This window comes from Enterococcus gilvus ATCC BAA-350, assembly GCF_000407545.1.
Lineage (GTDB): Bacteria > Bacillota > Bacilli > Lactobacillales > Enterococcaceae > Enterococcus_A > Enterococcus_A gilvus.
In genome coordinates this window covers 1,494,577-1,507,791 of sequence record NZ_ASWH01000001.1, presented here as the reverse complement: position 1 = coordinate 1,507,791, position 13,215 = coordinate 1,494,577, and the positions used below count along the sequence as shown (strand labels likewise).

Annotated in this window: 13 protein-coding genes; 3 read left to right on the top strand and 10 right to left on the bottom strand. The window is 38.1% G+C overall.

Features of this window, described 5'->3' with window-relative positions; genetic code table 11:
• Position 1 precedes the first annotated feature (1 nt).
• From recJ to obgE, 7 genes are all read right to left on the bottom strand, one after another.
• Positions 2–2,281, bottom strand: coding sequence for a single-stranded-DNA-specific exonuclease RecJ (gene recJ, locus I592_RS07480; protein WP_010780814.1), 2,280 nt, complete (start codon positions 2,279–2,281; stop codon positions 2–4).
• Between the two features lie 93 nt (positions 2,282–2,374).
• Entirely contained in the window at positions 2,375–2,803 is a 429-nt protein-coding gene (locus I592_RS07475) for a LapA family protein (protein WP_010780815.1), read from the bottom strand.
• An 8-nt stretch (positions 2,804–2,811) separates the two neighbouring features.
• The gene (locus tag I592_RS07470) at positions 2,812–3,600 is read right to left on the bottom strand and encodes an SDR family NAD(P)-dependent oxidoreductase (protein ID WP_010780816.1); all 789 of its coding nucleotides are present in this window, start codon (positions 3,598–3,600) and stop codon (positions 2,812–2,814) included.
• Positions 3,601–3,642: 42 nt separating this feature from the next.
• Entirely contained in the window at positions 3,643–4,566 is a 924-nt protein-coding gene (rnz, locus tag I592_RS07465) for a ribonuclease Z (RefSeq protein WP_010780817.1), read from the bottom strand.
• A gap of 77 nt (positions 4,567–4,643) precedes the next feature.
• Positions 4,644–5,204, bottom strand: a complete 561-nt coding sequence (locus I592_RS07460; protein WP_010780818.1) for a DUF456 domain-containing protein — start codon at positions 5,202–5,204, stop codon at positions 4,644–4,646.
• A 98-nt stretch (positions 5,205–5,302) separates the two neighbouring features.
• Complete coding sequence (locus I592_RS07455) at positions 5,303–6,037, bottom strand: winged helix-turn-helix domain-containing protein (RefSeq protein WP_010780819.1); 735 nt, start codon at positions 6,035–6,037, stop codon at positions 5,303–5,305.
• Positions 6,038–6,749: 712 nt separating this feature from the next.
• Positions 6,750–8,063 (bottom strand): GTPase ObgE, encoded by a 1,314-nt coding sequence (gene obgE / locus I592_RS07450; RefSeq protein ID WP_010780820.1) that lies wholly within the window; start codon positions 8,061–8,063, stop codon positions 6,750–6,752.
• Between the two features lie 268 nt (positions 8,064–8,331).
• Here obgE and gap point away from each other — a divergent pair, with 268 nt between their 5' ends.
• Together gap and I592_RS07440 are read left to right on the top strand one after the other, a co-directional pair.
• Positions 8,332–9,342, top strand: a complete 1,011-nt coding sequence (gap, locus tag I592_RS07445) for a type I glyceraldehyde-3-phosphate dehydrogenase (protein ID WP_010780821.1) — start codon at positions 8,332–8,334, stop codon at positions 9,340–9,342.
• A 153-nt stretch (positions 9,343–9,495) separates the two neighbouring features.
• Positions 9,496–10,248, top strand: coding sequence for a peptidylprolyl isomerase (locus I592_RS07440; protein WP_010780822.1), 753 nt, complete (start codon positions 9,496–9,498; stop codon positions 10,246–10,248).
• A 66-nt stretch (positions 10,249–10,314) separates the two neighbouring features.
• On the opposite strand, the gene I592_RS20940 is transcribed toward I592_RS07440, so the two are convergent.
• The 3 genes from I592_RS20940 to fabZ all read right to left on the bottom strand — a co-directional run bounded on the left by I592_RS20940 (position 10,315) and on the right by fabZ (position 12,246).
• On the bottom strand, positions 10,315–11,253 hold the full coding sequence (locus tag I592_RS20940) for an IS3 family transposase (RefSeq protein WP_244265186.1): 939 nt from the start codon (positions 11,251–11,253) through the stop codon (positions 10,315–10,317).
• Complete coding sequence (locus I592_RS21945) at positions 11,154–11,705, bottom strand: helix-turn-helix domain-containing protein (protein WP_016250190.1); 552 nt, start codon at positions 11,703–11,705, stop codon at positions 11,154–11,156. The genes I592_RS20940 and I592_RS21945 overlap by 100 nt, the downstream gene beginning before the upstream one ends.
• Positions 11,706–11,793: 88 nt before the next feature.
• The gene (gene fabZ / locus I592_RS07425) at positions 11,794–12,246 is read right to left on the bottom strand and encodes a 3-hydroxyacyl-ACP dehydratase FabZ (RefSeq protein ID WP_010780823.1); all 453 of its coding nucleotides are present in this window, start codon (positions 12,244–12,246) and stop codon (positions 11,794–11,796) included.
• Positions 12,247–12,408: 162 nt separating this feature from the next.
• On the opposite strand from fabZ, the gene fabI reads away from it, so the two are divergent.
• Entirely contained in the window at positions 12,409–13,164 is a 756-nt protein-coding gene (gene fabI, locus I592_RS07420; RefSeq protein ID WP_010780824.1) for an enoyl-ACP reductase FabI, read from the top strand.
• Positions 13,165–13,215: the final 51 nt, after the last annotated feature.

The following is a 13,215-nucleotide window of genomic DNA, read 5'->3' as shown; positions in this document are numbered from 1 at the left end:
CCTAGCCTTTCAGCCAATTTCTAATAGTTTGAATATCATTCATCAATAAAAATTCTTCGCTATCAATTCGAGCCATGCGTTTTTGATAAATTTTACTCTCTTCAAAAGCCCGAGTTTCTGGAGACTCGACCATTTGTAAAACACCGTCGTCTATTGTAACAAATTTCAACTCAGAAAACACGTGAATCATGAATACTAATAATTTTTCTGGGATTCTTAAGTAATTCGAAACATTTTTCAATTTAAATCGAATATCGACTTTAGGCTGTTTTCGGAAAAATTGATAAAGTTTTGCAAATTGTTCACGACTTGGCAATCCATTTAAATATGCTTCATCTGAGCTATAAAGATAAAGGTAAATTCGCTCAAAATGTCCGGCAATCGTGATTTCCTGTAAAAGTTCTTTATGATCAGGACAATCAAGTACGATTAATTGATCGTAGTCAGTCCAGTCAATAGTCGCATCGTATAATACAATTGAGTGCTGCAATTCTTTAGAAAAGAATTTCTGATTCTCCTTTTGAAAAGCCAGATACAAAGCTTTACCGCTATCAATTTTTTGATTCCAAGTATATTTCGCACGTCGATCAATTACTTGTGTACCTTCGGAAGCAAAATCAATTAAACGGAGTTGCACTTTTTTCTGCCCATTCCACTCATTGATTTCTAAATCCCCTACAAATTGAGTGTCCGGTTGCTGTATCTCTTCAGCTTCTTCTCCAAAGCCAAATCCAATAGCATCTAATTGATTATCCTCATTTTTCAATGAGAATTTAACATGTTGCTGCTCGCTACCTATGCGTTTGAAAAAGCTCACATTTCCATTCACTAAAAAATGAGGGGCAGGATTATCCGTGCCAAAAGGAGCCAATTTTTTTAGTTCTTCTACAAGACCTAAAGAAATTTTTGCTATAGGAAGAGAAGCATCTATTTTCAACTCAGATCCTTTACTCAAATCTATCTGCTCAGCCAAGATATAATCGTTCATCAATTTTTGCAGTGAGGGAATTCTATCAGCTGGCATAGTTAAACCCACCGCTGCTGCGTGTCCTCCAAAATGAGTAAACTCAGAACGCATTGTAGTTAACATCCCAAACAGATCCAACGCTTCGATGCTTCTTCCTGATCCTTTAGCTACACCATTTTCATCAATGGATAAAATAATCGTTGGCTGCCCGGTTTGCTTTAAAATGTTGCCTGCGACAATTCCTAAAACGCCTGGATTCCAACCTTTCGCAGCAATTAAATGGACTTTATCCTCCGGATTGATTAATGCTGTTGCTTCAGCCGTCGTTTTTTGCACGATTACTTTTCTCTCATCATTGATTTTATCTAATTTTTCAGCTAGAGTGTGAGCAATTTCCTCGTCAAAAGTAGTCATTAGTTCTACAGCAGGATTGGGGTCACCCAACCGGCCAATGGCGTTCAACCTTGGCCCTAAGCTGAAACCAATACTCATCTCATCAACCTTCTGTAGATCAACGCTGCTAACTTTTAATAACTCTAGCAACCCTAAACGCTGTGTCTGTTTGATGGCTTGCAGGCCTAATTTAACGAATAACCGATTTTCACCAGTCATTGAGACTAGATCTGCTACAGTACCAATGGTAACTAAATCAAGCATTTCTAGAGGAACTTCTTCCAACAATGCAGTCGCCAACTTGAAAGCGACCCCGGCTCCCGCAAGTTCTCCAAATGGATATTGTCCTTCTGGATAACGGGGATGAATGATACAATACGCATCTGGAAGGACAGGCGGCAACTCGTGATGATCGGTAACGATAACGTCAACACCTTTAGAATTGGCATAATCGATTGCTTCGTTCCCAGCTACGCCATTGTCAACGGTAATGATTAATTGAATCCCCTCATTGATTTTTTCTTCAAAAAGAGATTTATTTGGTCCATATCCGTGAATAAAACGATTTGGCAATACATAATGTACGTCTGCACCAATCATTTCAAGCGCTTCTACCATAATAGACGTACTTGTAATCCCGTCTGCATCATAATCACCATAAACTAAAATTGCTTGCTCTTCCATTACGGCTGCTTGAATACGCTCGACAGCTCTCTCCATGTCGTGCATTAAAAAAGGGTCATGCAAATCATCGATATTTACTTTCATCAATTGTGAGAATTCTTCTGCTGTACGTATATTTCGATTCCATAAAAGTTCAGCGAATGTTTCACTATATCCTTGATTCAACATCTCAGTTTGAAAAACTGAATCAATAGGTGTCGTATCTCTGAACTGCCAATTAAAGCTTGATTTTTTCACTCTATCACTTCCCAACCGTATTAGTATAGCAAAAAAGAATCCGACAAGAAAGAGAAGAAGACCTTAGTTTTCTCAAACTAAAGTCCTCTTCTATTAATCATAATAATCAATGGGCGAAGCATCTCGTTTTTCAGTGAGTGTGTTCTCTTTTTCTGCTAAGGCTTGGTCCTTTTCTTTTAAAAGGGTCTCATAATTTGCTTTCATTACAGCAATTTCATTTTCTTGCTCCCGTTTAAAAGACGCCTTATCTTCTTCTAACTTTTTCTCATTGTCTGTCTCATAAGAATGGATCGTTTCTTTCAACTGTTTTATTTCCTTGCGTTGTTGGAATAACGTGGCACCAGATGTCAATAAGACAACTAATGCACCTATTAGAGCAGAGCCAATAATAACTAACACAAGAGACAAGTAGATTTTATTCACTAAGAAATTCACTGGCACTTCTTGGCTATTGGAAAGTGCAAAAATCACGATCAGTAGTACAAGTATAAAGCCCAATAAAATTTTCCACTGTTTCCTCATGTACGTTCCTACTTCCTATTGAATAGGCCACCTGCTAATAAATCCCCTATATGCGGGAATAAATCATAGAAACGACTACCCCCAGCCATTACGAATGGTCGGTTTATTTCACGCGTCGGCTTACCCATTTTATTTACGATAGTTTTTGCTAATTTTTGAGGATCTAGAACAATATTCCCCAAATTTTCTAAATAGCTGCCGCTTGGATCTGCTTTGTCAAAAAAATCTGTTGCGATCGGACCTTGATTAATGGTCGTTACATACACATTTTCAGGCCGCAACTCCAAACGTAGTGCATTCGAAAAACCTAAAACTGCAAATTTTGTTGCAGAGTATACTGTAGATTTTGGTGTGGCCATTTTACCAGCCATGGAAGCAACATTAAAGATATGCCCCTTTTTATTATCAACCATAGAAATAGCTATTTTTTGAGTGAAGTACATCATGCCCAATACATTTACTTCAAACATTTTCCTTGCCACATCCAAATCAAATGAAACAAAATCATTAAATAGTCCGAAGCCCGCATTATTAACTAGCACGTCAACATCTCCGACTTCTTCAGAAATTTTTCCGATGACTGCTTCTACACTATCAGGATCAGCAATGTCCAATTGAAATGCAAAAGCTTCTTTTCCACTCAATTCAATGCATCGCTCTTTTACTTGCCCGATAAGATTGATTCTGCGAGCACAGGTAACAACAATTGCTCCTCTTTTTGCTGCTTCATAACAAATTTGCTCTCCTAAGCCAGCAGAACTGCCTGTCACAACAACTACTTTATCTGTTAAATCCAATGAAGTCCCTTCTTTCTGTAAGGAAAAATCCTTTTTATTTTTTTATGAAAATGGAACATCCACGATATCAAAATCTTTCGCAATCTGGGTGTTTGGGAAAATTTCTCTTGCTTCTTCTTCTAATTCCTTCGCTTCTTTCGCTAAATAGCGAGCTGATATATGCGTTAATAGTAATTTTTTTGCGTGTGCTTCTTTTGCAATGGTAGCTGCCTGCTGTGTGGTAGAGTGAAAATAAGCGCGCGCCAATTTGCTTTCGTTCTTATTGAATGTACTCTCGTGAACGATAACATCACTGTTTTTCGCAAATTCACTAGATCGGGTCATAAATCGGGTATCGCCAAAAATCGTTACGACTCGACCCTTCTTTTCCTCACCGACAAAGTCTCTTCCATCAATTGTTGTACCATCTGGCATAGTTACTTTTTCACCGCGTTTTATTTTTCCATAAATAGGTCCAGCAGGAACACCGAGCGCAACCAATTTATCCACTTGTAAAACACCTTCATGATCGGCTTCCTTAACTCGAAACCCATAGCTGTCAATGCCATGATCCAACAGCATGCTTTCAACTGTAAACTGCTTGTCTTGGAAAATTATCCCTTCTTTGATTTCGACAAAATGTAAAGGATATGATAAATGTGTTTTTGTCACTTGAAGCGAAGTCCGAACATAGTTTTCTAATCCAACAGGACCATATATTTCAACAGGTTCCTCTCCACCTTGAAAAGAACGACTGCTTAGCAAGCCTGGCAAACCAAATATGTGATCTCCATGTAGATGGGAAATAAATATTTTTTCAATTTTTCTTGGCTTAATAGTTGTTCTTAATATCTGCATTTGAGTGCCTTCACCACAATCAAATAGCCAGATTGAATTACGCTCATCCAATAATTTTAATGCTAAACTACTGACATTTCGATGTTTTGCCGGCACACCTGCGCCTGTACCTAAAAATTCTAATTCCATAATTTTCCTGACTTTCTATTAAATTACTTTTATTCTAGAAGAAAGTCGCCTCTAGCGCAATGTAAATAAAGGAAATATTAATCCTCACTTGATTTATCTTTTGAAATTTCATCATTCGTGGTTTTTTCTTTAGAATCCTTTGCCATCTCTTGGGCGTTTTTCACATCTGCTTCAACATCATCATATTCAAGACGAGTAATCTCGCCGCCTAAGTCCATCATGATTAATTGATTTAAAGGTCGATTGTCTTCTTCTTCAGCAATCAAAAGCAATGCGGTATCTCCTTCGCCAATCTTGTCTATCAGAAATTCAAAGACGCCTGTTGCTTCTCGAACTTCTTTTGCATCCTGTGTCGCACCAATCATACCACCTGTAAACCAACCTAATAAGATACCAATTGGTCCACCCAATATTCCTACCATCATCCCAATCAAGCCACCTGTAGAGCTTTTATTGCTTCCGGTAAAGTCTAAAAAATCTTCAATCTCAAATTTATGTTCTCCATCGTTTGAATGATGGACCACAGCCATTTGTTCACCTTTAAATGATTTGTTCATATGTAGGCGTTTGGCTTTTGAAAATGCCTCATATGCTTTAGATTCTACGTCGAAGTTCATGATTATCACTCTTTTTTCCATTCATCTCGCTCCTTTATTCGTTTAATTATAGTGTAGCAAGAAAAGGTTTTTTTGGAAAATAGAACGAGCTTTTACTAGTTCATAAAAAAAACTGGGAATCAATTCCCAGTTTTAATCTCATCCATGATACGATCATCCACAATATAGTGATCAAAGAATATTTTTGATAATTGATATCCTTCTCCCCAATTTGTGCGAATGACGTCGTATTCTACACCGTCAATTTTCAATTTATTTCGCAAGTGCTTAATAATCGTAGATAAACGAGTCATGTGACTAGCAGAGTCGCTATCGCCCCAAATCTTAACAGCTAGGTCGCTTCGACTGATTGGCGCATCTTTCGTAGAAATTAACGTACTCAACATTTCACGTTCTGAACGTGTCAGATTCCACAATGGAATTGGACGTTTTTCATACTCGCTTTCTTCTTTCTTCGCTTTCATGCCAAAACCGATTGAATAGACAGACTCTTCTACTGTATTCTCGGCGAGTTTCTCTCTTAACCCGCTAAGCGTCTCATCTTCAAGCAGCCATTCATCAACGCCTCTTGACTCCCAATCAGCTTTTTCATCTTTCTGAGGTATTCGATCTGTCTCTCTGATGACAACAAATTTTTCGCCGACTTCCTCAAGAATTACTGAAAGCTCCTGATCAGAGACAGTTTCACTGATGACTAAAACATCAAAGAAGCTCATAACATCTAATGGAACCTGCTTCGCTTGCAACATGTTTAGTAATTTTGCCGAACTTAAAACTTCGATATTCAAGCGTTGCAACTTCTCTACTAAAGGTCTCTCAACTAAAATATTGTGTGTTAAAATTAATACTTGCATCACATTATTCCCCTTTTTTATTATTAAAAATAAGTTTCCAAAACGTTGCCCCCGGAAAGTTTTATTAATTAACAATATAATTATTACTTGTTACAGTGTAAGTTTACACTGGGATTCCTTCGAGCGCTACAAAAAAGTTTATAATTCACTAATCACAATTAGAATTATTAATAAAATTTTTGGGTTAAAAAAACTTTTCTTAGATAAAATAATTGAATTATCATTTTTAAACAACACTTTTCTCGATCATTCAGAAAATTTTAAAACATATAACGCACGTATTTTTTTGTTTCTTTGTTAACGAAATAGATTCTTTTCCTAGTTTACAAAAAGATTAATTGTTGAATTAACAAGCTTTATTACTAATCGCTTACTTCTATCTCTTACACATCGTATCATTCAATTCTTACCTAATTGAAAAAGAAGATTTGCTATTATCTGTTTAATCCGCTTATAAAAATAGCAAACTTTAACAATAAAAAATAACGCCTCTATTTTTAAAACAAAGGAGATTTTGTTCTTTTTTAAACTCAAAATTCTTCAATCAAAAATTTCTCTTAAAAATAAATTAATAATCGATACTATCGTAAGTGCAATTTGTGTAAAACTACAACTTATTATTTATTAAAAACACATTCACTTGACTTTCAATACACTAAAAAAATACTGCAAGAATACTTACAGTATTTTTCAAAATTAATAATATTTTTTTCTAATCAACGAACTCGAATTCAAACTTATCAATACGAACAAGATCGCCGTCTTTCGCACCTCTCGCACGCAATGCTTCGTCAACACCCATAGATCTCAATTGACGAGCGAAGCGCATAACAGTTTCGTCATGATCAAAATTCGTCATCTTAAACAGTTTTTCTAATTTGTCTCCAGTAAGTACCCAAGTCGCATCTGGTTCACGTGTAATCGTAAATTCAGGCTCATCAGATTGGAAACCATAATTAACGGTTTCTTCTTCCACTTCTTCATCGTACAGAAGGAACTCTGGTGTTACTTCTAATAAGTCTGCCGCAGCATTCAATAAATTATCTAATCCTTGTTTTGTAATTGCAGAAATTGCAAATACAGGGATATCATCGGCAAACTCGTTTTTCTTGTCCTTCTTCAAAGCAGCCTTGAATTTTTTTAAATTTTCTTCTGCATTTGGCATATCCATTTTATTTGCAACGATGATTTGAGGGCGCTCCAGCAAACGTAAATTATGAGAAGCAAGCTCCTTGTTGATAGCTTGATAATCGTCGTAAGGGTCTCTACCTTCCATCCCACTCATGTCAATAACATGAAGAATGACACGTGTACGTTCAATATGACGTAAGAATTGCGTACCAAGTCCAATACCCTGCGAAGCACCTTCAATTAACCCAGGCAGGTCAGCGGCAGCAAAACTGCGACCGTCACTCGTCGTTACCATCCCTAAGTTTGGCACGAGTGTCGTAAAATGATAGGCTCCGATTTTAGGCCGAGCAGAAGAAATTACAGAGAGAATGGTTGATTTCCCGACAGAAGGGAAGCCTACCAAGCCTACATCAGCTAATACTTTTAATTCTAGCTCAATATTTCTTTCTTGACCTGGTTCACCATTTTCAGCTAGTTCAGGTGCTGGATTTCTTGGGGAAGCAAACCGCGTATTTCCTCGACCGCCTCGACCGCCATGAGCAACGACCAATTCCTGACCGTTTTCAATTAAATCGCCCAATAGAGCTCCTGTATCTCCATCGCGAACTGTTGTGCCCGGGGGGACACTAACATATGTATCTTCTGCTCCGCGTCCGTGCATTCCCTTACTCATTCCGTTTTCTCCTGGCGTTGCTCTGAAATGACGATTGTAGCGAAAGTCCATTAATGTACGCAAGCCCTCATCTACTACTAAAATGACATCACCGCCATGACCGCCGTCACCGCCGGCCGGTCCGCCGTCTGGTACATACTTTTCGCGACGGAAAGCCACCATCCCGTCGCCGCCTTTACCAGCTTTGACATCGATCGTTACTTGATCTAAAAACATGGACATTTGGGTGTCCTCCTTTTCGTTTTTTATTCTATTGACTACTGAATCTCCACACTAAACAAAGTCTTATATATTGTAGCTAGATTATACAAAAAAGTCCATTCTTATTGATAGAAGCTTAAAAAAATGTTAGTTTCGCTCTTTTTCTTATAGCTTTCACATTGACTGTTCTTCTCAGGTAATATCTTTTGACAAAAAAATTGATGCGTTGCAAAATGAAAAATGTAAGGCATCAGCTTTGCTTGACATAAAAAAGGAGGAACTTTTGGTTATGACAGTAAAAGTAGGTATTAACGGATTTGGACGTATTGGTCGTTTAGCATTCCGTCGGATTAAAGAAGTATCTGACGATATTGAAGTAGTAGCGATCAACGATTTAACAAGTCCTACAATGTTGGCACAATTATTACAATTTGATTCAACACATGGCACATACCCTGGCACAGTTACTGCGACAGAAGATTCAATCGTTGTTGATGGCGAAAAAACACGTGTATATGCTGAACCGGATGCAAGTAAGATCCCTTGGGCTAAAGAAAACGGTGTAGACATCGTTCTTGAATGTACCGGCTTCTACACTTCAGAAGAAAAAGCACAAGCTCATATTGACGCTGGTGTGAAGCGCGTCGTTATCTCAGCGCCTGCTGGACAAATGAAAACTATTGTTTACAACGTAAATGATGATACTTTAGATTCAAACGATAAAATTATCTCAGCTGGGTCTTGTACAACCAACTGCCTAGCACCTATGGCATACTTCTTAAATGAAGAATTTGGTATTGAAGTTGGTACTATGACTACGGTCCATGCATATACTTCAACTCAAATGTTGCTTGATGGACCCGTTAAAGGTGGCAACTTACGTGCTGCGCGCTCTGCTGCTGACAACACAATCCCACATTCAACTGGTGCCGCTAAAGCAATTGGCTTGGTCATTCCAGAATTGAACGGTAAATTACAAGGACATGCTCAACGTGTTCCCGTAGTTGATGGTTCATTGACTGAATTGGTTTCAATTCTTAATACGAAAGTAACTGCCGATCAAGTAAACGAAGCAATTAAAAAACATACCGTTGACAACCCATCATTCGGTTATGATGATCGTGAAATTGTTTCTGGTGATGTTATCGGAACTACTCAAGGTTCAATCTTTGACCCTACTCAAACAGAAGTTACCTCAGCTGGTGACTATCAATTAGTTAAAACAGTTGCTTGGTATGACAACGAATATGGCTTCACTTGCCAAATGATTCGTTTGTTAGAAAAATTTGCTAACTTATAAGAGCTACTCTTAGTTTAAGGAGATCAAAATGATCTCCTTTTTTTATTACCCATTTTAAAAAATTTTTTGAGATAAAAGTCACTGATTTTTCATAGGAACTCTTTGGAAAGTTTGTTATGATTATATTGATAATAACTTTAAAAGGAGAATGGTATGCAATTCAAAAAGATGATGATCGGTGCAAGCTTAGTTTTATCGATCGGTTTGTTCGCAGCTTGCGGCAACAACACAAATTCAACAGAAGGAACAAAAGAAAGTAAAACTAAGACGACAGAATCCAGTGTTGATTTGAATAAAGTCGCATTGCCTCAGCTTGATAACAAAGTGTCAGAGGATGAGTATTTAGTTGAATTAGTGACTACGGAGGGAAACATCAAAATCAAACTTTTCCCTAAACAAGCCCCTAAGGCTGTAGAAAATTTTGTGAAGCACGCGAAAGATGGCTATTATAAAGACACACCTTTCCATCGTGTAATCGAAGACTTTATGATCCAAGGCGGCGATCCTAAGGGCGATGGTACCGGTGGCGAAAGCATTTGGAAAGATGGATTCAAAACTGAGGTTTCTAATCAGCTTTACAACATCCGAGGCGCCCTTTCAATGGCACGAGGAGAATCACGCAGCAGTAATGGCAGTCAATTCTTTATCGTAACTAATAAAGAGGATCAAAGTGATGGGCTTGCGATCCAATATTATCCAGAAAAAATTATTGAGCAATACAAAAAAGGCGGCGCTCCTAAACTTGACGGCGAATATACTGTATTTGGTCAAGTAATAGAGGGTATGGACACCGTTGATAAAATAGCGAGTGGTGAAGTAAAAGATGGCGGTTCTGGCGAAAAATCGACGCCTGTAGAGCCAGCTAAAGTCACTGAAGTAAAAGTCTTACAAGAACCTAAAAAGTAAACAAAAACTGAAGTGAGACCCAATAGTTAGACCATATACCGACTGGAAAAACTGGTCGGTATATTTTTATGCTGTCATTCGCTCTCGGTACTGAACTGGACTACAACCAAGCCGGGTTTTAATTCGACGATGATTGTAGTAATCTATCCAGTCCTCAATTGCCTGTTTTAAGTGCTCAAAACTTGTATATTCGACACCATGATACATTTCTTGCTTTAATAAACCGAAGAAGTTTTCTATCAGTGAGTTGTCCAAACAGTTGCCCTTTCGGGACATGCTTTGAAAGATACTCTTATTCGATAATGGTTTTCTATATTGCTTCAACTGGTAAGCCCAACCTTGGTCAGAGTGGAATGTCCGACGATAGGGACAATCTGCAGTGTAGTCAATAGCTTCTTTTTGACCATCAAGAATGGCCTTTAACGTTGGTGCCTCTGAAATTCGGTAGGACAAAATTTCTCCATTAAACATATCAAGGAACGGGTTAAGGTACAGTTTTTTGATTACTACTCCCCCCGTATTGTCCCGTTCGAAATACTTGAATTCAGAGGTATCTGTAGTGATTTTTTGATGAGGAACCGATGTATAAAAACGGCGGTGAATCCGATTTTTCGCCACTTGTCCAACAGTTCCTTTGTAAGAACAGTACTTACGAGATTTTCGTGTGAACTTCGCGCCTTTCAGTCCAAGCTTACGCATCAATCGACGGATTTTCTTTTGGTTCACTTTTAGTCCGCGTTCATTCAAGGCAATTTGAATGCGACGATAGCCATAATTCCCATTATTTTCTTCGAAAAGTTCTGTAATAATTTTTTCTAATGCGGCGTCTGGATTTTCACGATTGAAGCGCTGTTGCCAATACATATACGTTGCTTTAGGAAATTTCGTCGCTTCAAGTAGAATTCCTAATCGGAACTCTTTTCGGAGTTCGTGGATGATTCGTGCGTCTCGTTCTTGAGTCGATCCGGGATAGTCATCCCTAAAGCTCGGAGCTTTTTTATGAATGCTAGTTCTGCACGAAGTAGTTCATTTTCTCGTTCCAGCTCCTGCTCGCGCGTCAACGGTTTCTTTGGTGTTTTCTTCTTTTTCTTCGTCATGGAAGGTCTTCCTTTCGGTTTGGGTGAAAGACCTTCCATGCCTTCGCGGAGAAATGCTTGATGCCAGTGCTGGAATAAATCTCCAGATGGCAATCCATAGTTCAACGCAACATCAAGGTAAGAGTCACCACTAGTCAAATAATAGTGTATGACATCTTGCTTGAATTGAGAAGAATAAGTTTGTTTGGCTTTTCTTCGATTTAGAGCGCTAAAGCCAAGTCTTTCAGCGGTTTTCACCCATTTTTCAACTAACGACATAGCTGGAATACCAAAGCGCCGAGCCAACGTTCGATAGCCACCTTCACCATTTTGATACGCTTCTACAACGATTCTTTTGAACTCATAATCATATTTGGCCATTAAAAAACCCCTTAAGTTAGATTTTCTGGTCTAACTTAAGGGGCGCACTTCAAACCAAAACCTTTTTATTAAAGGTTTTGGTTTTTTTCTAGCTGTTTTTTTGCTCTTTGTCCCCTACAATAAATGTAAATTCACATTCAGTAACTACTTTCTCTTCAACAGTCGCCCATGCTTTCGCGGTTCCAACAGGACCTTTAACTTTTTGAATATCAAAGTTTAAGAACAATGTGTCTCCAGGTCGAACAAATTCTAAAAAGTTTGCTTTATTAATTCCCCCGATGTACGCAGTTTTCCCCTCGAATGCTGCTGATTTCAATATTAACAACGATCCCGCTTGAGCAAGAGCCTCGACAATCAATGTCCCTGGCATGATAGGGTCCCCAGGAAAATACCCTTGGAAAAAGTCTTCATTCATCGTTAAATTCTTAACGGCAGTAATGTGCTTCTCATCTTCAAACTCTGTAACTGCATCTAAATAGTAAATGGGATAACGATTTGGGATCGCAGCCATAATTTCTTCGACATTCATAATTTTTTCCATTTTACACCTCTATGAATACTTTATTTGATAATCAAACTATCATAATCCTATAGTTTAATCAAGGTCTATTAAGATAATTAAAAAAATAGTTTGACAATCAAAGCTTTTTCCAACATAATGAGAGCATATTATTTTTTATATTATTTAGGAGTGTGTCATTTAATGTCTATTTTAACTGGAAAGAAAATAATCGTAACGGGTGTAGCTAATAAAAAAAGTATTGCTTGGGGATGTGCGAAAGCAATCGCAGATCAAGGCGCAGAAATTATTTACACGTATCAAAATGAACGTATGAAAAAGAATTTAGTAAAATTGGTCGGCGAAGAAGCAAGTATGTTTGAATTGGATGTCGCTAGCGATGAAAAAATTAAATTTGCTTTTGATTCTATCAAAGAAAAATTCGGATCTATCGATGGCATCGTACACTCGATTGCTTTTGCCAATAAGGAAGAATTATCGGGTAATGTGACAGAGATTACTAGAGATGGGTTTCAACTGGCACAAGATATCAGTGCTTACTCCCTATTGGCAGTCTCAAAATATGCTGCTCCTTTGATGACAAATGGCGGTAGCATTGTAACGATGACCTATATGGGATCTGAACGTTCGATACCTAATTACAATATGATGGGGATTGCTAAGGCTGCTTTAGAAGCTGAGGTACGCTACTTAGCGACCGAGTTAGCTCCGAAAAACATTCGCGTGAATGCCATTTCAGCAGGTGCGATCAAGACGTTGGCGGTAACTGGCGTCAAAGATTACCAATCATTGCTTAGCCTTTCTGAGGAACGTACGCCTGACAAAGTTTCTGTTACGATCGAGGAAGTAGGAAACTCTTGCGCGTTCTTACTTAGTCCTCTGGCTACAGGAATTATCGGGGATATTATCTACGTTGATAAAGGGGTTCATCTGAGCTAAAACTCAGATTCTTTAAAGCACGTCTTAGATAGACGTGCTTTTTATTATGCA

Excerpts from the sequence above, each read along its gene's own strand:
- I592_RS07475 (WP_010780815.1), bottom strand. The coding sequence starts at position 2,803 with ATGAGGAAACAGTGGAAAATTTTATTGGGCTTTATACTTGTACTACTG.
- rnz (WP_010780817.1), bottom strand. The coding sequence starts at position 4,566 with ATGGAATTAGAATTTTTAGGTACAGGCGCAGGTGTGCCGGCAAAACAT.
- I592_RS07460 (WP_010780818.1), bottom strand. The coding sequence starts at position 5,204 with ATGGAAAAAAGAGTGATAATCATGAACTTCGACGTAGAATCTAAAGCA.
- I592_RS07455 (WP_010780819.1), bottom strand. The coding sequence starts at position 6,037 with ATGCAAGTATTAATTTTAACACACAATATTTTAGTTGAGAGACCTTTA.
- obgE (WP_010780820.1), bottom strand. The coding sequence starts at position 8,063 with ATGTCCATGTTTTTAGATCAAGTAACGATCGATGTCAAAGCTGGTAAA.
- gap (WP_010780821.1), top strand. The coding sequence starts at position 8,332 with ATGACAGTAAAAGTAGGTATTAACGGATTTGGACGTATTGGTCGTTTA.
- I592_RS07440 (WP_010780822.1), top strand. The coding sequence starts at position 9,496 with ATGCAATTCAAAAAGATGATGATCGGTGCAAGCTTAGTTTTATCGATC.
- I592_RS21945 (WP_016250190.1), bottom strand. The coding sequence starts at position 11,705 with ATGGCCAAATATGATTATGAGTTCAAAAGAATCGTTGTAGAAGCGTAT.
- fabZ (WP_010780823.1), bottom strand. The coding sequence starts at position 12,246 with ATGGAAAAAATTATGAATGTCGAAGAAATTATGGCTGCGATCCCAAAT.
- fabI (WP_010780824.1), top strand. The coding sequence starts at position 12,409 with ATGTCTATTTTAACTGGAAAGAAAATAATCGTAACGGGTGTAGCTAAT.